Origin of the sequence: Mesorhizobium yinganensis (assembly GCF_040081985.1) — a bacterium.
In the GTDB taxonomy this organism is placed as follows: domain Bacteria; phylum Pseudomonadota; class Alphaproteobacteria; order Rhizobiales; family Rhizobiaceae; genus Kumtagia; species Kumtagia yinganensis.
Genome location: NZ_JBEBMH010000001.1, coordinates 303,808 through 323,829 on the forward strand (window position 1 = coordinate 303,808; position 20,022 = coordinate 323,829).

Annotated in this window: 19 protein-coding genes; 11 read left to right on the top strand and 8 right to left on the bottom strand. The window is 62.6% G+C overall.

The window, feature by feature from the left end:
* Positions 1–38: 38 nt before the first annotated feature.
* Positions 39–419, bottom strand: a complete 381-nt coding sequence (locus tag ABMA59_RS01480) for an RcnB family protein (RefSeq protein WP_349003518.1) — start codon at positions 417–419, stop codon at positions 39–41.
* 351 nt (positions 420–770) lie between these two features.
* On the opposite strand from ABMA59_RS01480, the gene ABMA59_RS01485 reads away from it, so the two are divergent.
* Positions 771–2,435: a Na/Pi cotransporter family protein gene (locus tag ABMA59_RS01485; protein ID WP_349003519.1), complete on the top strand. Its 1,665-nt coding sequence runs from the start codon at positions 771–773 to the stop codon at positions 2,433–2,435.
* 106 nt (positions 2,436–2,541) lie between these two features.
* Positions 2,542–3,246 carry a carbonic anhydrase family protein gene (locus ABMA59_RS01490; RefSeq protein WP_349003520.1) on the top strand — a complete coding sequence of 235 codons (705 nt, stop codon included), beginning with the start codon at positions 2,542–2,544 and terminating at the stop codon, positions 3,244–3,246.
* A 168-nt stretch (positions 3,247–3,414) separates the two neighbouring features.
* On the opposite strand, the gene ABMA59_RS01495 is transcribed toward ABMA59_RS01490, so the two are convergent.
* Entirely contained in the window at positions 3,415–3,864 is a 450-nt protein-coding gene (locus ABMA59_RS01495; protein ID WP_349003521.1) for a GatB/YqeY domain-containing protein, read from the bottom strand.
* A gap of 270 nt (positions 3,865–4,134) precedes the next feature.
* Between ABMA59_RS01495 and carA the strand changes: the two genes are divergently transcribed.
* A complete protein-coding gene (carA, locus tag ABMA59_RS01500; RefSeq protein WP_349003522.1) occupies positions 4,135–5,343 on the top strand; it encodes a glutamine-hydrolyzing carbamoyl-phosphate synthase small subunit in 1,209 nt (402 codons plus the stop codon).
* 67 nt (positions 5,344–5,410) lie between these two features.
* On the opposite strand, the gene ypfJ is transcribed toward carA, so the two are convergent.
* The 4 genes from ypfJ to ABMA59_RS01520 all read right to left on the bottom strand — a co-directional run bounded on the left by ypfJ (position 5,411) and on the right by ABMA59_RS01520 (position 10,681).
* On the bottom strand, positions 5,411–6,331 hold the full coding sequence (gene ypfJ / locus ABMA59_RS01505; protein WP_349003523.1) for a KPN_02809 family neutral zinc metallopeptidase: 921 nt from the start codon (positions 6,329–6,331) through the stop codon (positions 5,411–5,413).
* Positions 6,332–6,472: 141 nt separating this feature from the next.
* A complete protein-coding gene (locus ABMA59_RS01510; protein ID WP_349003920.1) occupies positions 6,473–9,052 on the bottom strand; it encodes a bifunctional diguanylate cyclase/phosphodiesterase in 2,580 nt (859 codons plus the stop codon).
* Positions 9,053–9,245: 193 nt separating this feature from the next.
* Complete coding sequence (locus tag ABMA59_RS01515) at positions 9,246–9,431, bottom strand: hypothetical protein (protein WP_349003524.1); 186 nt, start codon at positions 9,429–9,431, stop codon at positions 9,246–9,248.
* A gap of 80 nt (positions 9,432–9,511) precedes the next feature.
* Positions 9,512–10,681, bottom strand: coding sequence for an MFS transporter (locus ABMA59_RS01520; RefSeq protein ID WP_349003525.1), 1,170 nt, complete (start codon positions 10,679–10,681; stop codon positions 9,512–9,514).
* A gap of 141 nt (positions 10,682–10,822) precedes the next feature.
* On the opposite strand from ABMA59_RS01520, the gene ABMA59_RS01525 reads away from it, so the two are divergent.
* The 6 genes from ABMA59_RS01525 (at position 10,823) to ABMA59_RS01550 (ending at position 17,088) form a co-directional block, all read left to right on the top strand.
* Positions 10,823–11,170 (top strand): ArsR/SmtB family transcription factor, encoded by a 348-nt coding sequence (locus ABMA59_RS01525; RefSeq protein ID WP_349003526.1) that lies wholly within the window; start codon positions 10,823–10,825, stop codon positions 11,168–11,170.
* Between the two features lie 162 nt (positions 11,171–11,332).
* Positions 11,333–11,950 (top strand): class I SAM-dependent methyltransferase, encoded by a 618-nt coding sequence (locus ABMA59_RS01530; protein ID WP_349003527.1) that lies wholly within the window; start codon positions 11,333–11,335, stop codon positions 11,948–11,950.
* A 168-nt stretch (positions 11,951–12,118) separates the two neighbouring features.
* Positions 12,119–12,880 carry an SH3 domain-containing protein gene (locus ABMA59_RS01535; RefSeq protein WP_349003528.1) on the top strand — a complete coding sequence of 254 codons (762 nt, stop codon included), beginning with the start codon at positions 12,119–12,121 and terminating at the stop codon, positions 12,878–12,880.
* A gap of 221 nt (positions 12,881–13,101) precedes the next feature.
* The gene (carB, locus tag ABMA59_RS01540) at positions 13,102–16,581 is read left to right on the top strand and encodes a carbamoyl-phosphate synthase large subunit (protein ID WP_349003529.1); all 3,480 of its coding nucleotides are present in this window, start codon (positions 13,102–13,104) and stop codon (positions 16,579–16,581) included.
* Positions 16,582–16,609: 28 nt separating this feature from the next.
* Positions 16,610–16,804 carry a type II toxin-antitoxin system HicA family toxin gene (locus ABMA59_RS01545; protein ID WP_349003530.1) on the top strand — a complete coding sequence of 65 codons (195 nt, stop codon included), beginning with the start codon at positions 16,610–16,612 and terminating at the stop codon, positions 16,802–16,804.
* 5 nt (positions 16,805–16,809) lie between these two features.
* Positions 16,810–17,088, top strand: a complete 279-nt coding sequence (locus tag ABMA59_RS01550) for a type II toxin-antitoxin system HicB family antitoxin (RefSeq protein WP_349003531.1) — start codon at positions 16,810–16,812, stop codon at positions 17,086–17,088.
* A 36-nt stretch (positions 17,089–17,124) separates the two neighbouring features.
* On the opposite strand, the gene ABMA59_RS01555 is transcribed toward ABMA59_RS01550, so the two are convergent.
* Positions 17,125–17,583: a GFA family protein gene (locus tag ABMA59_RS01555; RefSeq protein ID WP_349003532.1), complete on the bottom strand. Its 459-nt coding sequence runs from the start codon at positions 17,581–17,583 to the stop codon at positions 17,125–17,127.
* 158 nt (positions 17,584–17,741) lie between these two features.
* Here ABMA59_RS01555 and ABMA59_RS01560 point away from each other — a divergent pair, with 158 nt between their 5' ends.
* Together ABMA59_RS01560 and ABMA59_RS01565 are read left to right on the top strand one after the other, a co-directional pair.
* Complete coding sequence (locus tag ABMA59_RS01560) at positions 17,742–18,053, top strand: hypothetical protein (RefSeq protein ID WP_349003533.1); 312 nt, start codon at positions 17,742–17,744, stop codon at positions 18,051–18,053.
* Positions 18,054–18,078: 25 nt separating this feature from the next.
* Positions 18,079–18,507, top strand: coding sequence for a hypothetical protein (locus tag ABMA59_RS01565; protein WP_349003534.1), 429 nt, complete (start codon positions 18,079–18,081; stop codon positions 18,505–18,507).
* A 30-nt stretch (positions 18,508–18,537) separates the two neighbouring features.
* Here ABMA59_RS01565 and ABMA59_RS01570 read toward each other — a convergent pair whose 3' ends face one another.
* The gene (locus ABMA59_RS01570) at positions 18,538–20,016 is read right to left on the bottom strand and encodes a P-loop ATPase, Sll1717 family (protein WP_349003535.1); all 1,479 of its coding nucleotides are present in this window, start codon (positions 20,014–20,016) and stop codon (positions 18,538–18,540) included.
* Positions 20,017–20,022: the final 6 nt, after the last annotated feature.

The following is a 20,022-nucleotide window of genomic DNA, read 5'->3' on the forward strand; positions in this document are numbered from 1 at the left end:
CTTGCCGGCCGCCTTCCCCTGCGTTTTGATTTCAGTGATCAGTTCGCGGCGGCCACGCCGACGATGACGCCGGTCGCCACCGCGATGAGCAGGTAATCGCGGTCAACCTTGATCCAGCGCTGGCCGTAGGACGGGCGGTAGAGACCGTAACGGTTGTAGTCGCGAACCACGTACCGCGTGTTCCAGTTGGGCACCCGGTTTCCACGCACCCAATGGGTGCGGTTCACTTTCTTGACCACGACCTTGTTGCCGTTGTGCCGGTACACCTTCTTGTCGACCTTGCGCACCACTGTGCGGTTCGGGCCGTCGAATTTCTGGACCTTGTGAACCTCGTGGCGCGAACCCGGCTTGTAGTCGGCATAGGCGGACGGGACAGCGAGCATCGAGCAGGCGAGGGCGGTCAGGATGAGACGTTTCATTGGGGAGGGCTCCTTTCGGTTTGCGAGTGGAACCTAGGTCTGGCCGGATGAACGCAATCTGAATGAAGGATTAAACTTATGTAATGATTACAGCATGATGGGTTGGAATATTGATCAGCTTATTCAGCGGCACTCGCGCTATCCTGGCGAAATCCGGCGGCTTCCTGCCTGGTCGTGGAAATCCGGTTCCCGACACGCATAGTCGGTCATGAGCGGACTGATACAATTGCTGGATTTTATTATTCGGCTAATCTATTAAGGCCTTGTCATGCGATTGTTCGCCGCCTCCATAATTGTCTTCCGCCGCCGTGCCTTGTGCTTGGTCCGGACAGGTGCAGCGGGGGTCTTGCGGTGAGCGGCTCGGTCGTCCTCATCCATCTCGCCGGCGCCATCGCGCTGCTCCTGTTCGCCACGCGCATGGTGCGGACAGGCGTCGAACGCGCCTATGGCGATGTTCTGAAACAGAAACTGCGCGGCACCATGCGCAATCCGGTTCTGGCGGTCCTGACCGGCGCCGGCCTGTCGATCGCCTTCCAGAGTTCCACCGCTGTCACACTCCTGGTCGGCTCCTTCGCCGGCGCCGGCATCGTCAGCGGCATGTCGGGCCAGCTCGCGGTGCGCGGCGCGGAAATCGGCTCGGCGCTGGTCGTAAAACTTCTGTCGTTCGATCTCAGCCTGCTGGTGCCGGTCTGCATCGCCGCCGGCACGGTGATGTTCATGGCCACGGAGAGGCGCGACTGGCGGCAGATCGGCCGCATCCTGGTCGGCGTCGGTCTGCTCATCCTGTCGCTCGAAATGATCGGCGAAGCCTCCGAGCCGTTGCGCCAGAGCAAGCTGCTTCCCGTGGTCATCTCCTATCTCGCCAGCGATCCGGTGACGGCGTTCCTGCTGGCCGCGGTCATGACCTGGCTGTTCCATTCCAGCATCGCCGCCGTGCTGCTTCTGGTCACGCTGGCGGGCAGGGGGTTCATCCCGCCCGAACTCGGCATCGTGCTGGTGCTGGGCGTCAATCTCGGCAGTTCCGTCATCGCCCCGCTGCTGACGCGCGGAGCCGCGCCCGGCGTTCGGGTCGTGCCGGTCGGCAATCTTCTGATGCGCGGTGCTGGCTCCATCGTGATGCTGGCGCTGTTCTTGTCCGCGAAACCGCCGGTCGCCTTCCTCGGGGCCAGTGTCGGCGACCAGATCATCAACGCTCATATCCTGTTCAACTGCATCATCCTGCTTGCCGGTATCCCGCTTGCCGGCCTGGTCTACCGTGCGTCGGAGCGTATCGTCGCCCTTGGGGGCAAGGGAACGCAGCAGGCAAAGCTCGCCGAAACGGAGTTTTCCGCGCTGGACGACAGTGCCCTCGGCACGCCCAGCCTGGCGCTCGCCAACGCGACGCGCGAAGTGGTGAAGGTGTGCGAAACCATCGAGATCATGCTTTCCCGCATCATCGAACTCTACGACCACGCCGATCAGGACAAGATCGACGAGCTTGCGGCGCTCGACGACCGGGTCGACCGCAAGCACGCGGCGATAAAACTCTACCTCTCCAGGATCACGCTCAGCCAGCTCTCCGAGGCCGAGGCTCTGCGCTATCAGGAACTGCTCGGCGCCTGTGTGAAGCTGGAGCAGGTCGGCGACATCATCGTGCGCAACATGCTGGCGCATGTGCAGAAAAAGCTCGACCGCGGGCTCACCTTCACAGATGAGGGCTGGCGCGAACTCACGGCTTTCCACCATTCGGTGCTGACCAATGCGCGGCTTGCGTTCAATGCGCTTGTGTCGCGCGATCCGGCCACGGCCCGGCAACTGGTGCAGGAGAAGGACCGTTTGCGCGTGCTGGAGAAACAGTCGAGCCAGAGTCATTTCGAGCGTTTGCGCGAGGGTGCCGCCAAGAGCGTCGAGACCAGTACGATCCATCTGGACACGATCCGCGACCTGAAGCAGATCAACTCGCTGCTGGCCTCAATGGTTTATCCGGTGCTGGAAGAAGCAGGTTTGTTGACCGGCTCGCGACTGAAGGCAGGTTAAATCCTTAAAATTCGTCCTCATCTTCAAACTGACACTTAATTATGCTTTGCTATCGCAGTAGCAGCCGGCCGGCATGGCCGAGGCGCCGGCATGATTGGGGGAATCGATGCTTACACGCCGTCAGTTCTGCGGCTGCCTGCCGTTGGCAGCCACTTTCGTTGCCTCGAACGCTTTCGCAGTCGGCCTGGACTGCGCGGTCTTTACGCCCGAGCGACAGAGGGCTCTCAGCCCGGACGAGGCGATCGAGCGCCTCAAGCAAGGCAACGACCGGTTCCTGGCAGGCACCTCGTTCAATTGCGATCTTCTCGCACAAGTCCATGAATCCGCGCACGGCCAGGCGCCGTTCGCGGCGATCCTCGGCTGCATCGATTCGCGCGTGCCGCCGGAACTGGTCTTCGACCAGCGCATCGGCGATGTGTTCTGCGCCCGCATCGCCGGCAATTTTGTCGACACGGACGTTCTAGGCAGCCTGGAATTCGCGACCAAGGTGACGGGCGCCCGCGCCATCGTCGTGCTCGGGCATTCCTCCTGCGGAGCCGTCAAGGGCGCGATCGACGACGTCAAACTCGGCAACATCACGGCGATGCTCGCCAACATCCGGCCGGCCGTCGACGCGGTGAAAACGGACGGAGAGCGCACCTCCAAGAACTCCAAATTCGTCCAGGCGGTGGCCGAGGAGAATGTGCGCCGCAACATCGCACAGCTAACCGAGCGGAGCGAGGTTCTTGCCGGACTGGTCAAGGAAGGCCAGTTGCGCATCGTCGGCGCCATGAACGATCTGGAGACCGGCAAGGTCACCTTCATGGCGTGAAGCGCCGCCCAACCCTCCCCGTTGATGGGAGGGTTGGGCCGAAGGCCGGGGGAGGGGTCCGCGCGGCAGTGCACGACGCAAAGCGACGTTGGCGTTTGGCCGCGTCGGCCCTACCTGGCCGGTTGGCGGCCGTCCTACGGACGCCCCTCAAGGGGAGCGACGTTGGCGTTACTGCAGCATCGACTTGACGATGCCGCTGGCCTTGCCGAAGTCCATCTTGCCCGGAAATTTTTCCTTAAGCGCGTTCATGCAACGGCCCATGTCGCGCAGGCCCTCGGCACCGACTTCGTCGACCACCTGACGGCAGGCGCGCTTCACCTCTTCCTCGCCGAGTTGCTTCGGCAGGAATTCGCGGATGATCTCGATCTCCTGGCGCTCCTGCTCGGCCAGTTCCAGCCGGTTGCCCTGCTCGAAGGCGGAGGCCGATTCCTCGCGCTGCTTCACCATCTTGGCCAGGATCTGCAGGATCTCCTCGCTGTTGACGGGATCCTTGCCATTGCCGCGATTGGCGATGTCGCGGTCCTGGATGGCGGCGTTGATCAGCCGCAGCGTCGAGGTGCGGCGCTTGTCCTGGGCCTTGAGGGAGGTTTTCAGGGCTTCGGCGATGGCCGTGCGCATTTCGGTTCTCCTTTTCGCGGGCGCACAATAGCGCTAGCCGCCCGGCCGTGCAAAATCCAGCCGTCCCGCACCTTCCCCGTGGAAGATAAATGGCGTCGGGCCGGGCCGCGATTGTTGACCCACCGGGAGGCATCGCCTATGTGCGTGCCTTGCATAGATTGCGACTTGGTTTCCGGTCCTGGCGTTTGCGCCGAGGGACCGTGTCTCGCAGCGCTATATGGCCTTTCGGCCGCTTGTTCGCAAGCGGCGGACCTTTTGATGGAGCCCGCCATGACCGCATCCACCGCCCCCTGGGGAGCCGAACTGCTGACCGCCGCCCTGGTGCTGGCCGATGGTACGGTGATCCGCGGGCGAGGGCTGGGCGCGACCGGCAGCGCGGTGGCGGAAGTGTGCTTCAACACGGCGCTGACCGGCTATCAGGAGATCCTGACCGATCCCTCCTATGCGCGCCAGATCGTCGCCTTTACCTTTCCGCATATCGGCAATATCGGCGTCAACGAGGAAGACATCGAGGACCTGAACCCGGCCGCCAGGGCAGGGGCGGTCGGCGCGGTGTTCAAGGCCGACGTCACCAACCCTTCTAACTATCGCTCCGCCGAGCATCTAGACCGCTGGCTGAAGCGGCGCGGCATCGTCGCCATGAGCGGCATCGACACGCGGGCGCTGACGGCGCTGATCCGCGAAAAGGGCATGCCGAACGCCGTCATCGCCCATGCGCCGGACGGTCGCTTCGACAACGACGATCTCAAGCGGCAGGCGGCAGCCTGGTCCGGCCTTGTAGGCCTCGATCTGGCCAAGGACGTCACCTCCGGCCAGTCGTCGGTGTGGACCGAGGAGCCGTGGGTCTGGAACCAAGGGTTCGGGCGGCAGGACGCGCCGACCTTCCACGTCGTGGCAATCGACTACGGCGTCAAGCGCAACATCTTGCGGCTCATCACCGGCCTTGGCGGCAAGGTTACGGTGGTGCCGGCGCAGACCAGCGCCGAAGACATCCTTGCGATGAAGCCGGACGGCATTTTCCTCTCCAATGGCCCCGGCGATCCGGCCGCCACCGGCGAGTATGCCGTGCCGGTGATCCGCGGCCTGCTCGAAACGGGCATCCCGATGTTCGGCATCTGCCTCGGTCACCAGATGCTGGCGCTGGCCGTAGGCGGCACAACGGTGAAGATGCATCAGGGCCATCATGGCGCCAATCATCCGGTCAAGGACTATACGACCGGTAAGGTCGAGATCGTGTCGATGAACCACGGCTTCGCGGTAGATTCAAAGAGCCTGCCAGACAGCGTCGAGGAGACGCATGTGTCGCTGTTCGACGGTTCGAACTGCGGCATCGCGCTAGCCGGCAAACCGGTGTTCTCGGTTCAGCACCATCCCGAGGCTTCGCCCGGTCCGCAGGATTCGCACTATCTGTTCCGCCGGTTCGTCAACCTGATCCGCGCCCGCAAGGGCGAGCCGGCGATCGCCGAGCGGGCATGGTGATCCGTTCTCGGCGATAATGGGACGGCGAGCCTTCAGGCCGCCGTCGCTAATTCCGTGAGGCGGCTGCTCAGATCGGGTTGTTGAACGTATCGCAATCCTGCAGCTTGCCGCTCTTGAAGCCGGCCGCGAACCATTTCTGCCGCTGTGCGCTGGTGCCGTGGTTGAAGCTTTCGGGCACGACATAGCCTTGGGTGCGGCGTTGCAGCGTGTCGTCACCGATCTGCGCGGCGGCGTTCAGCGCCTCCTCCAGATCGCCTTTTTCCAGAATGCCCTTCTGCTCGGTGAAATGGCCCCAGACGCCGGCGAAACAGTCGGCCTGGAGTTCCACCTGCATCGACATATGGTTGGCGTCTCCCTCCGACATCGACTGCCGCATCTGGTTGAATTTTGGCAGGACGCCGATCAGGTTCTGGACGTGATGGCCGACCTCGTGAGCGATCACATAGGCCTCGGCAAAGTCGCCGGCGGCGTCGAACTGGCGGGCGAGCTGGTCGAAGAAGGCGGTGTCGAGATAGACCTTGCGGTCGCCGGGGCAATAGAACGGCCCGGAGGCTGACTGCGCATAGCCGCAGGCCGACGCGATGCCGCCGGAAAACAGCACCAGCTTCGGTTCTTGATACGTCTCGCCTTCGGCCTTGAAGATGCCGCTCCAGACGTCCTCGGTCTCGGCGAGGATGGTCGAGACAAACTGCTTCATCTCGTCACTGGCGGGAGCGTTCTGCTCGGTGACCTGGCCGCCGCCGCCCGGAACGGACGGGCCGCCTTCCGACAGCAATTCCAGCGGGTCGATGCCGCAGGCCCTCAGCACGAAAAACAGGACGACGAGGATGACGATCGTCGACAGGCCGCCGCCGGCGCCACCCCGGCCAATGGGGATACGCATGCCGCCACCGCCCGGCCGGCCGAACGGCCCTCCCTGCTGTCCGCCGAAGCCGCCGTCACGTGCGTCCTCGACATTCTGACTCTGCCTGCGGCCTTTCCAAAGCATGTTGCGCTCCAGCTATGTTCCAGGGCAGGCGGATCGATGCCGGCCAGTCCATAAACTGGAAACTAGCCGAAGCGTTGCGGCAAGTCACAGACTTTCAGAGGGCATGCGCCGGAGCGGCCTCCGCCTAGGCGGAACTCGCCTTCAGGATGCGACGCGCCAGCGCTCGCCGCGGATGAAATCCTCGAGCGCCGCGGCGCCGATCGCCGGGCCGAAGGCGTAGCCCTGCAGCTTGTCGCAGCCGAGCTTCTTCAGGATGCGGGCGTGTTCCATCGTTTCGACGCCTTCCGCCACGACTTCGATGCCCAAGGTCTTTCCGATCTCGATGATGGATTCGACGAGATGCCGCTGCCTGACGGATTTCACGATGGGAAGGATCAGTTGCCTGTCGATTTTGAGACGGCGCGGCTGCAGCTTGAGAAGGCTGACGATGGAGGCGTAACCGGTGCCGAAATCGTCGATCTCGATGTCGATGCCGAAGTCCTTGATGCGATCGACATTCCAGGTGACGATCTCGTCGGTGTTGTCGAGGAAGATCGATTCCAGCAATTCGAAGGACAGGATGCCGGGTTTTATCTTGAGGCGGCGCAGACTTTCGATCAGTTCCTCGTCGCGCAGCCGGCGGGCGGACACATTGACGGAAATCCTCGGAACGAGCTGCCGAGTCTTGTTCCACCGCTCGAAATTGGCGAGCGTTTGTTCCAGCACCAGCCGGTCGATGGTCGAGACGACGTTAAGTTCCTCGGCGGTCGACAGGAAGGCATCCGGCGTCAGCAAGCCCTCCGTCGGGTGCGCCCAGCGCACCAGCGCCTCGACACCAGCCACTTCCAGCGTATGGGCGTCGAACTGTGGTTGGTAATAGGCGACGAACTCATTGCGTTCCAGACCGCCCAGAATGTCGTCGGCAACCTTCTTGTTGCGGACGATCTCCGCCTGCAGCGATTCGGTGAAGAATTCATGCCGGCTGCGGCCACGGCTCTTGGCGCGATAGAGCGCGATGTCGGCATTGATCAGAATTTGTCCCGAATCCAGGCGTCCGGCGCTTTCGACGGCGATGCCAATGCTGACGCCGAAGCGACACTGGTGGCCCTGGTAGACGACGGGATGCCGCATCTGGCGGATGATCCGGTCGGCGATCTCGTCGAGGTGGTGGTCTTCAGGGTCGACCAGGCAGACGACAACGAACTCGTCGCCGCCGATGCGGGCGACGAAATCGTCCTTACGCACGTTCTGCCGCAGCACCTGCGCGGCATGCACGAGCATGGCGTCGCCGGCGGAGTGACCGAGCGTGTCGTTGATCTGCTTGAAGCGGTCGAGGTCGATATGCAGCAGGGCGATGTCGCGCCCTTTGCTGGAACCGCTTGCGGCCAGCTTTTCCAGTTCCGTGTCGAGATACCTCCGATTGGGCAGGCCGGTCAGCGAATCATGGAGCGAATTGTGCTCGATGCGGGCCCTTACCGATTCCAGTTCGGCGGCCCGCGTTTCCGCCAGGATCTTCGCCTTTTCGAGATCCTTGTTAAGCGCAACGTCGGCTGTGACGTCCCATTCCGCGCCGATCATCTTCGGCGTCTCCGCCGGATCGCGGAAGATCGTCGCGTGGGTGCGGATGTTGCGGATCTGGCCGTTGGGCCGGATGATGCGGTAGTCGGAGGAGTACGCTCTGTCTTCCTTCACGGCCTCGTTGAAATCGTTCTCTGCCGTCTTCAGGTCATCGGGATGGATCGCGCCCGACCAGTCCTGAAAGGTCCGAGGCCCCTTCTTCCTCTGGGTGCCGTAGATCTCGTAGAGCCGGTCATCCCAGATCACGTCGTTGGTGGCGAGGTCGAGTTCCCAGACGCCGATGCGCGAGGCGTCGAGGGCCAATTCGAGGCGCTGCGACAGTTTGCGCAACTGAGCTTCGCTGCTGTGGAGCGCCAGATAATTCTTCTGCCGCTCCGCGTAGAAGCGGCCGGCAAACCAGACCGGAACGACGACCAGAACTCCGGCGATGAAGATCAGCCCGCGCAAAAGCCAGGCATTGTCGGGCGTGACGTTCCATCCCTGCTTCGGAACCGCGGCGATCTGCCAGATGGAACCCGACGGCAGGGTTACCGCCGCCGACACCGGTCGTTCCGCCAGGATGCCGGCCCGTCCGAAAAACTGCAGGCTTGTCTCTTCGGGCGAATCCTGGCTGACAAGCGCCATGTCGATGCCGATGTCGTCGAGAAGCCCGCTGTCGCGGTAGAGGCGGTCGACGTCCACGACAGCCGATACCAGTCCCCAAAATTGTCTGTTCTGATCGTTTCCGATGAATACCGGGAAGCGGCCGACCAATCCCTGGCCGCCCTGGACAAGTGATACCGGTCCCGTGAGCACCAGTTCGCCCGTATTGCGGGCGCGCAGCGCGGAAGCCGACTGTTTGGCGTTTTTCAGATAGTCCAGCCCGAGTGCCTCGCGGTTTCCGTCGAGCGGGTAGACCATCGTCACGACGAAGTTGGGCGCCACCGCGACGTTGCGCAATTGGTTGTCCCTGGAAAACAGTGTGCTGGAGAGCTCTCCAAATCGCTGCTGGCCGATATCCGGGTCGGCGGCGATCATCGCGACCAGCCCGCGTACCAACTGCATGTTGCCGTTGATGCTGCCTTCAAGCTTAGCGCGGATCAGATTGACTTTTGCCAACACCTCGGCGCGGGTCGCCTGCTCGTGAACGACGCGGTTCTGATAATCCGCGAATATGCCGAGCATGGCTATCACGCCCGCCGCCAACGCGGCCGGGGCGTTGCTGGGCGAAAACAACGCTCGCCGAACTCTGCCGAGACTGAACCTGGTCAATGCTCGCTACTCTAGGCAGCCGGTCAAAACCGGCGGACCAGCATAAATGGCATGCAAACTTTAAGCAGGACTTTAACTATGTCGCAAAAAATCGGAAAACCGGCACTCAATCGGATTTTCGAGCCGTGGATGCAGCGTCGGCGCTGCGCGCGCGCTCCTCGACACGATCGGCACCTTTCTTCAGGTCGCGGCCGGTTTTGGCCTCGACGTTGCGCTCCTCTTTTCTGGTCTCCGTCATCAGGCTTTTCGCCGATGCGTCAGCTTTTGCCGCCGATGCCTTGTAGTCGCCCATCATCATCTCCTTGGCCGGCGGCGGGATGCCGCCAGCGATGAAACACCGTGGAAGACGTGAAGTTCCGGCGCCGGCGGCCTTCAGCCAACCGGAACGGCGGTTCGGCTCTTGCGGGTCAGGGCGGTGATGACCAGGGCCGCGAGCGGGAAGGGCGCGGCCGCCAGTCCAAGTTCCGCGGCGGGCGCGATCTCGAGAAGGCGGCCGCCGATGAAGCTGCCCGCCGCGATGCCGAAATACATGGCTGAGACGTTGAGCGGCAAAGTGAGGTTGGCGAGTTCCGGCGCATGGCCGACCAACCGGCTCGCCTGGGCCGGCGGAAAGGTCCAGCCGATGAAACCCCAGGGCAGCATGATGCCGACCAGCAGCGGCCCGGCCAGTGTCGGCGGCAGGAATTCGAGGATCGCTGACATTGTTATGCAGATGGTCGCGGAGGCCAGCAGCGCCGTGATGATCATGCGCGTCGGCCCCAGCCGGTCGGCCAGCACCCCGCTGGCATAGTTGCCCGCGACCGCGCCGATACCGAAGGCGAGCAGCATTCCCGGCAGCACGGCAACGGGCAGCCCCGCAGCCAGGGCAAGCGGTGCCATGTAGGCGATGATGATGAAGCCGCCTGTCAGATAAAGCAGCGTCACCGCCAGCGATGGCAATATGCCCGGACGCCCTATCGCGGCGATCCTTTCGGACAGCGAAAGCTTCAGGCCCGGCAGACCGCGCGGCAACTGGGTCCATAGGACGACGAGGCAGATGAAGGCGAGACCGGCGACGACGAGGAAGGTCGCGCGCCAGCCGGCGAGGTTGCCGACCAGCGAAGCGAGCGGCGCGCCGAGCGCGACCGCGAAGGTGGTGCCGCCGAGAACGGTGGCGACAGCCCTGGCGCGGTGCTCTGGCCCGGCAAGGGCGACGGCGGTGGCCTGGGCGGTGGCCGCGAACAGACCGGCCGACATGCCCATGACGACCTGGGCGGCAAGCAATGTCACGAACGAATCGCTGGCGGCGGCGACCGCGTTGCCGCCCATGAAGCACAGCAGCGCCAATGCGATGACGCGGCGCCGGTCCGCCGCACCGGCGATGGCCGACAGCACCGGGGTGCCGATCGCATAAGCCAGCGAATAGGCGGTCACCAGATGTCCGGCATCCGAAACTGTAATGCCCGCCGATTCCGAGATGAGCGGAAGCAGGCCGGCGAAAACGAAGGCGACCGTGCTCGTGGCGAAAGCACCGACGGCGAGCCACATCAAACGTCTGTCCATGACGTGTCCTTAATTCAAAGGTTATTGAACTATTGAACTTCGTTCGCCCTTATGTCAATGAGGTTGGAGCAAGGCTGCTGACACACTATCGTCGGGAGCATTCGCCGCTTGTCCGGCTTCGGTTCAGTTCGCCAAGGGTCCATGTTGCTGCCGCATCCCACGGCCGATCAGATCAGCCTCGCGACCGTGCTCTCGGTGCTGGGCGATCCGACCCGTCTCGGTATCGTCGCCTATCTGGCCCGGCGCGAGGGCATGCCGATGAATTGCAGCCAGTTCCTCGACCTCGGTTCGAAGACCAATCTCAGCTATCACCTGGCGAAGCTCCGCGAGGCCGGCATCACGCACGCCGAAGTGTTGGGCACCAGCCGCCTGATCACGCTCAGGCGCGACGATCTCGATGCCCGCTTTCCCGGACTGCTCGATTCGGTCATCGCCGGCGCCAAGGATTTTCCCCTTGCCTTCAAGGGGATCGAGGCTATGGACGCCTGAGCCTGGGCAACCTCGCCTGCGGCTGTCACAAAGCCGAAATCTTCAGCCTGCAATAGCGATACGCTCCGATTTGTTCGCCGGAGTTGTGTTCCTTCGCCCTAATCCAGCCACGGATTGAGGATGGTTCCGCCGCGTCAGCCGGGCTTCGACTTGAGGGATTTCATGACCGCCAACCGCGCCCAATCCGACTTTCTCCACTTCTTTCGGTCCTGGGTTTCGGCGCCGATGCGCGTCGCCGCCGTCGCCCCGTCTGGACCGGTGTTGGCGCGGCTGATCACGAGCGAGATAAAGCCGGAAGTCGGACCCGTGCTGGAACTTGGGCCGGGCACTGGCGTGTTCACGCGCGCTCTGCTGGCGAAGGGCGTGCCGGAGAGCGATCTCACACTGATCGAATTCGGTCCGGAGTTCGCTCGCCTGCTGACAGCGCGTTTTCCGCAGGCGAGGGTGGTGTCGCTGGATGCGGCGCGGATCGTCGAGGCCGGGCTTTTCCAGTCGGGCTCGGTCGGCGCCGTGGTGAGCGGCCTGCCGCTGCTTTCCATGCCGCAGGACAAGGTTGCGGCCATCGTCGCCGGCGCGTTCGCCGCGTTGCGGCCGGATGGCGGGTTCTATCAGTTCACCTATGGGCCGCGCTGTCCCATCCCGCCTGCGATCCTCGACCGGCTGGGATTGAAGGCCGTGCGCATCGGCCTGGCGTTGCGCAACATCCCGCCGGCCGCCGTCTATAGGATTGCCAGGGAAAGCCGATCGGCCACCGCAACCTCCGAGCGCCGGGCCGCCTGAGGCGTCTCGGCTGCGGGTTGACGCGCCGCTGGGGAGCACGTCGTCACTGGCGGGACGAACGGCTAGGTGGCCGTGACGGTGTCGCCAGCCATTCGCCGCACGATGCCGAAGAGTTGACTTAAATTGGTGCCATGGCCAAATCTGTCGCCGCTCTGCAACGGGACTGCCATGCGCTCCGGATTTTTCTCGGCCCTCGCCGGTCTTGTGCTCCTGCTTCCAACCGGCGCTTCGGTTGCCCAGACCGAATCCACCGCCGAGCCCGATCCCGCGGCTGAGGTCGCGCCCGTGCCGCCGCCGCCGTTCGACGGCAACGCCGAGTTCTTCGTGGTGGAAGGCATTGCCTTCAACGATTTGCTGAATGTCCGTGCCACGCCGTCGGCCGGGGGCAAGCTGGTGGGCCGCCTGCCCAATGGCACGGCGCTGCGCAACCACGGCTGCAAGGAAAACAACGGCGCCAATTGGTGCGACATCGAATCGCTGGAGGATGTCAAGGTCAGGGGCTGGGTCGCTGCGCGTTATCTCTTTGCGACGGCCGTCGAGGACATGCCCGAACCGCCTGCCGCCGACGGGCTGCCGGAGGGACCGGGCACGCCGCCAGGCGAGGGCGCTCCCGCGGATGCCGGCACGCAAGTGGCCGCCGCTCCGCCCGAGGGTTTCGACGCCATCGGAGACATTCCCTGCGCCCGCTACTACGGCCAGCCGATGACCCATTGTTCGGCGGCCGTGAGACGTCGCGAGGACGGGGAGGCGACCGTTACCGTCACCTGGCCCGATGGCGGCCAGCGGGTCATCCTGTTCACCAACGGCCGCGCCGACAATTCCGACTCGCCCGATCCGCTCACCTATACCCGCGAGGCCGATCTCAACATGATCCGCATCGGCAAGGCCGAACGCTTCGAGATTCCCGACGCGCTGCCGTTCGGGGGGTGAGTGGGCCGGTGCCGCGCACGAGCCTTGCCGTATCGAACCTGTCGGCCAGCCGCTGAGACGGCAGCCAAGCGAGAGGCAGGGTGTATGACGCATTTTCGGGGTTACATCGGCAAAAACTCTCCCCTATAAGGCCCGCCTAGCCTGACATCAGTAAGCGCTGCCGCCCGGCCGGGACCGCCCGCCGGGTTTTCCGCGCACGCAGCCGACGGACCCGAGAAAACATGCCGAAAAGAACCGACATCAAGTCGATCCTGATCATCGGGGCCGGCCCCATCGTCATCGGTCAGGCGTGCGAATTCGACTATTCCGGTACTCAGGCCTGCAAGGCGCTGAAGGCCGAGGGTTTTAGGGTCATCCTGGTCAATTCCAACCCGGCCACCATCATGACCGATCCGGAACTGGCCGACGCCACCTATATCGAGCCGATCACGCCGGAAGTGGTGGCAAAAATCATCGCCAAGGAACGGCCGGACGCGCTGCTGCCCACCATGGGCGGCCAGACGGCGCTCAACACCGCTCTGTCGCTGCGCCGCATGGGCGTGCTGGAACGCTACGGAGTCGAGATGATCGGCGCCGATGCGCATGCCATCGACAAGGCCGAGGACCGTTCGCTGTTCCGCGAGGCGATGGCGAAGATCGGGCTGGAGACGCCGAAGTCGATGCTGGCCAATGCGTCGGCCGTCAAGGATGCCGACCGCAAGACGCACGAGGCCGAGCGCGCAGCGCTCAAGGCCGAGCAGCCGGCCGACCTCGACGCGGCGCTCGATGCGCTCGAAACCCGCTGGAACCTTGGCGAGGGCGACCGCAAGCAGCGTTACATCAGCCACGCCATGGCGATCGCCGCGCAGGCGCTGGATCATGTCGGCCTGCCCGCCATCATCCGCCCGTCCTTCACCATGGGTGGCACCGGCGGCGGCATCGCCTACAACCGCGCCGAGTTCTTTGACATCGTCCAGTCCGGTCTCGACGCCTCGCCGACCACCGAGGTGCTGATCGAGGAAAGCGTGCTCGGCTGGAAGGAATATGAGATGGAGGTCGTCCGCGACCGCGCGGACAATTGCATCATCGTCTGCTCGATCGAGAACATTGACCCGATGGGCGTGCATACCGGCGATTCGATCACCGTCGCCCCGGCGCTGACGCTGACCGACAAGGAATACCAGATGATGCGCAACGCCTCGATCGCGGTGCTGCGCGAGATCGGGGTGGAAACCGGCGGCTCCAATGTGCAATTCGCAGTCAATCCGGCCGACGGCCGGCTCGTCGTCATCGAGATGAACCCGCGCGTGTCGCGTTCTTCCGCACTTGCCTCGAAAGCGACCGGCTTCCCGATCGCCAAGATCGCGGCGAAGCTTGCCGTCGGCTATACGCTGGACGAACTCGACAACGACATCACCGGCGGCGCCACGCCGGCCTCGTTCGAACCGTCGATCGACTATGTTGTGACGAAAATCCCACGCTTCGCCTTCGAAAAGTTCCCCGGCGCGTCTCCGGTGCTAACCACCGCAATGAAGTCGGTCGGCGAGGTCATGGCGATCGGCCGCACCTTCCAGGAATCGCTGCAGAAGGCGCTGCGCGGGCTGGAGACCGGCCTGACCGGACTGGACGAGATCGAAATCCCCGGCGCCGACGGTTCGGAGGCGAAGAACGCCATTCGCGCCGCGCTCGGCACGCCGACGCCCGACCGGCTGCGCATGGTGGCACAGGCGATCCGCACGGGCACTTCGCTGGAGGAAGTCCACCAGATGTGCCGCATCGATCCGTGGTTCTTGGAGCAGATCGACGGCATCATCCGGATGGAGGAGCGCGTGCGCGAGCACGGCCTGCCGCAGGACGCGGACAACCTGCGCATGCTGAAGAGCATGGGCTTTTCCGACGCCCGCCTCGCCTCGCTGGCGAAACGCGACGCGGTCGAGGTCGCAAAGCTGCGCGAAAAGCTCGACGTGCGTCCGGTCTACAAGCGCATCGACACATGCGCCGCCGAATTCGCCTCGCCGACGCCCTATATGTATTCGACCTACGAGGTGCCCTTCGCCGGCGAGACCCGCTCCGAGGCACAGGTCAGCGCGCGGAAAAAGGTCGTCATCCTCGGCGGGGGTCCCAACCGGATCGGGCAGGGCATCGAGTTCGACTATTGCTGCTGCCATGCGGCCTTCGCGCTGCGCGACGCGGGCTTCGAGGCGATCATGGTCAACTGCAACCCGGAGACGGTGTCGACCGACTACGACACCTCCGACCGCCTGTATTTCGAGCCGCTGACCGCAGAGGACGTGCTGGAGATCCTGCGCGCCGAGCAGGCGTCGGGCGAACTCGTCGGCGTCATCGTACAGTTCGGCGGCCAGACGCCGCTGAAACTCGCCGATGCGCTGGAAAAGGCCGGCATCCCGATCCTCGGTACCTCGCCGGACATGATCGACCTTGCCGAAGACCGCGACCGCTTCCAGAAGCTGCTGCGTAAGCTTGACCTTACCCAACCGAAGAACGGTATCGCCTATTCGGTCGAGCAGGCGCGCACGGTGGCCGGCGAGCTCGGTTTTCCGCTGGTGGTGCGCCCGTCCTATGTGCTCGGTGGCCGCGCCATGCAGATCATCCACGACGAGGGCATGCTGCAAAGCTATTTGCTCGACACCGTGCCCGGCCTGGTGCCCGAGGACATCAAGCAGAAATACCCCAACGACAAGACCGGCCAGATCAACACGCTCTTGGGAAAAAACCCGCTGCTGTTCGACACCTACCTGTCGGGCGCCATCGAGGTCGACGTCGACTGCCTGTGCGACGGCAAGAACACCTATGTCTCCGGCATCATGGAGCATATCGAGGAGGCCGGCATCCATTCCGGCGATTCTGCCTGCTCGCTGCCGGTGCATTCGCTGTCGACCGAACTCGTCGACGAGCTCGAGCGCCAGACCGCCGCACTCGCAAAAGCGCTCAATGTCGGCGGGCTGATGAACGTGCAGTACGCCGTCAAGGACGGCACCATCTTCGTGCTGGAGGTCAATCCGCGCGCCAGCCGCACCGTGCCGTTCGTGGCAAAGACCATCGGCAAGCCGGTCGCCAAGATTGCGGCGCGCATCATGGCTGGCGAGAACCTTGACGCCGCCTTCGCCCACTACGGCGAAAAGCCCGATGCGCGAAACCCTGGCCACATCGCGGTCAAGGAAGCCGTGTTCCCGTTCGCGCGTTTTCCCGGCGTCGACATCCTGCTCGGGCCTGAGATGAAGTCGACGGGCGAGGTGATGGGCCTCGACCGCGATTTCGCCATGGCCTTCGCAAAAAGCCAGCTTGGGGCGAACATCGACCTGCCGCGCTCGGGCACCGTGTTCGTGTCGGTGCGCGACGAGGACAAGCAGGGCATTCTGTCCGCCGTGAAGCGGCTGGCCGATCTCGGTTTTCGCGTGCTCGCGACCGGCGGGACACAGCGCTTCCTCGCCGAAAACGGCGTGGCGGCGGAAAAGATCAACAAGGTGCTGGAAGGCCGCCCGCACATCGAGGACGCCATCCGCAACCGCCAGGTGCAGATCGTCTTCAACACCACGGACGGCCAGAAGGCGGTGTCGGATTCCAAATCGCTACGCCGCGCCACGCTGATGCAGAAGGTGCCGTATTACACCACGCTGTCCGGCATGGCCGCCGTGGCGGAAGCCATCGCCGCGCTGAAGGCCGGCAATCTGGAAGTGCGGCCGCTGCAGTCGTATTTTTGATGCGTGAGGAGTAATCCGGCAGGGTTTGATGCTGAAGGACAGCCGCGATATCATCCGCAGACTGAAGTCGGATGGTTTTGAACTGGTGTCGGTGCGCGGCTCGCATCACAAATTCAGGCAGCCGGCCAGCGGTCGTGTCGTGATCGTCACGCACCCGCGCAAGGACATACCGCCGGGCACGGCGCATTCGATCTATCAGCAGGCCGGCTGGCGCAAGGATTGAGAAAGATGACCCACTACATCGCGCTGATCCACAAGGAGCCCGACAGCGGTTATGGCGTCTCTTTTCCCGACGTGCCGGGCGTCACCGCGGTCGCCGATACGCTCGACGAGGCGCTGCACGAGGCAGGAATCGCCTTGGGGTTCGCCTTCGAGGACTGGCAGGGCGAGCGGCCCGCGCCGCGCACGCTGGATGAATTGCGTAGCAATCGCGAATTCCTCGACTGGTCGAGCGACGCGGTCGTGGCGGCGGTCGCGCCTACGGAGCAACTCCCGCAGGCAGCCTGATCTTCGAAAATCGGCTAACCTTGTCAGCGGCCCAGCTCAATCCTCCGCCGCCCAGGCCGCATACCCCTCCAGCAGCCCCGAAAAATCCTCCATCGCCGGAAACTCCGCAAAGCTGCGCACCGCGCCGGTCTCGGCGAAGGGCAGTTTCGTGCTGGCATAGGTCTCCAGATAGGGCCGGAACCAGGATGTGTCGTCCAGCATGGTCGGGCGCACATTGACGAAATCCATGCCTTTCGGCCGCGTGAACATCCACGTCATGCAAAAACCGCAGAAATAGTGATCGAGGTCCGGCCCGTGCATGCCGCCGATCACCGGCTCGCCCTTCGCCACCCCGAAGCCGTCGGCGGGGATCATGGCGGTCAGCGAATAGGCTGACGACGCCATCTTCTGGCAGCCCCGGCAATGGCAGGCGGCAGTGGCGATCGGCGCCTTCGTGACGCGGATTTCGACCCGGCCGCAGCGGCACGATCCATTCAGCGGCAGTTTCGGCAGCATTTTTCCGGCCTCCTGTTGCGCGGCGACCAAAGCCCATCCGCCCCGCCCGCGCAAGCGCCTCCGCATCGCCCGTGTGCACAGCCTTACGTTGCGTCTTGCCACCCGGCCCGGCCTCGGCATAGTCTGAAAAAAATCTTCACACCATGCAGGGGGCGCCGATGCGCGGGACGTTGATGAAACTGGCCTTGGCGGGCGCGCTCGCCGCGACCGTGGCGACGCCGACGCTGGCCCGGCACTGGAACTCCGGCGACACGGCCGCCCTCATCACCGGGCTGGCGATCGGCGGCATCGCGGCCTCGGCCGCCTCGCACGACCATTATTACCAGGACCAGTACATCCCGCCGCCGCCTGCCTACCGACCCTCGGCGCCGTTCAGCCCGGCGAAGGGCATCATCTGCTATCCCCGCCAGTTCGCCTGTTACGACAATGCCGGCTATTTCTCGGCGAAATGGACCAACCGCATATTCTGATCCGGCCGGGAAGGGATTTTTCAACATGAGACTTTCGCTCGCTCTCGGCCTAACCGCCGCGCTCATCGCCGCCCAGCCCGCGCTCGCCGACGACGAGCCCGATTCCATCTTCGTGCGCGCGCACGCGGTCGACCTTCTGGAAGGCGCGCTGACGCCCGAGCAGACCACCACGCTGCAGCTCGTCGCCTACCAGGCGGCCATCGCCGCCGCCTGCGACGGCTTCACGCTCGACGGCGCGAAGGTCGGAAAAGCGTTCGAAAAACTAGCGCCGGTCGACGCCGCGAAAATGACCGACGCGCAGAAAAGCTACCACGACCAGCACCTTCTGGTGATCTACGGCATCCTGGTCGGCGGCGAGCTCGCAGCCATGGCCGACGACGTGAGTGCGGCCTGCGCCCAGGCTGGAGAGGCCAAGGCCGATCCGGAGTTTGCAAGTGAGGTGGTGTGGGAGTAGGGAGTGTGTCTAGACTACGGCGCAAGTGACCTAAAAAGCCTTTCCTTGTGTTATATTTAGTCCTTCACGGTAAAGCATAGGAATTTTATAACTCGCTCCAATTTCTTCCAAAAAGCCGAGTTCGATCAGTCGGCGAATGGTCGGCATGGCCTCATTCTCGCTCTGCCCAAATAATGCAGCGATAGTTTGTTTATTGTGCTCTGCCTTCTGGTCGCGAAATAGCTCCAGGTAGGGAACCAAATCGCCTGCCGCTTCAGCAAACAAGGTGTCTTGTACCCGATCTGCACTTAACTGCTTTTGTGCCTTACGAAGAGAGTCTGATTCTATCAGAGGGTCCTCGCGGCTAAATACTCGCCCGTCGCGCTCCTCTCGGCGAAATTGAGCTTGCATGGCATTTAGCATTAAATCAATTAGGTTTCGAGGTGGCCTTATACTGTTCCCATCACGTATTCTGGCCATGATCCAAGTGAGAGTGTCTGGTTTCCTTGTTCCACTATCAACCTGTTCCGGGAAAAGACTGTAGAATATTTCTTTGTCGCTTGCTTCTTCGCTTGCAGCAATTGCCGTAAGAAAGCTGTCGTTTTTTCTGATTCTCCGACAAAGCATATTTAGCAGATCTTCCTCTTCCCATACAATTTCAACCTTCTTGGCATTGATGTGGGTCAGATTAACAAATCCGCCTTGCGTAATTTTCCGAAATAAGTCCTTTCTCACAAAAAGCTTCAATCGAACAAAATCAAGCTCCGTCATATCAAGATAAGTTCTGAACAGTGCGCGGAGGGCGGGAATTTCGACGGATTGATATCCTTGAAACGCTTCGTCTAGGCGATCCAAAAGTATCCACAATTTGATATCACAGGCGCGCAGTGCGTCGTTCAGGGATTTAAGGAATACATCCGAGTATACTACAGATATATCTTTGTTTTCACTGTTAAATTCCGCTCGACTTGTAATTATTGGCAACCCATATTCTGTTACTGATCCAGTTACCTCTGCGGCAGAAAAATTCTTTAACTTTGTAAATATTCCAACAATTGTCTCAAAAACCAAAGACGGATTTGGGTCGAGGTTTCGCAATCCAGTCTTTTCCAGAATACCTGCCAGGCTTTTTACCTCTTCGTTATAGTCTTCTCCAAATATGTCCAGCACCCAGTTGCCAGCTAGGGAAAAAAAGTATGCCTTCCATAGGGTTCGATATTGCCCTTCTGATTGCTCAGGAATCTGTCCTAGGCGTTGAAAAATCGGGTTTCCTTGAGGGTTAAAGGCGGCAAGAAGTTCTGTGTCGTCGAGAATCGAATACGATCTATAGTTTTTTGAAATCATCCTGTAAATTGCGGTCTTGCCAGTGCCTTTGTCACCAGCAACAATGTCATGACCGCCCTCCACTATCGATTGAAATGTATCCGTTTCAACAAAGTATTCTTCTAAGTCGTCATCAAATTCGGCGACTGATCGCCCAATCTTCAGGCGTGATAAAACTGACTTTACAGAGATTTGTTCGTCGGCCATCTGCCC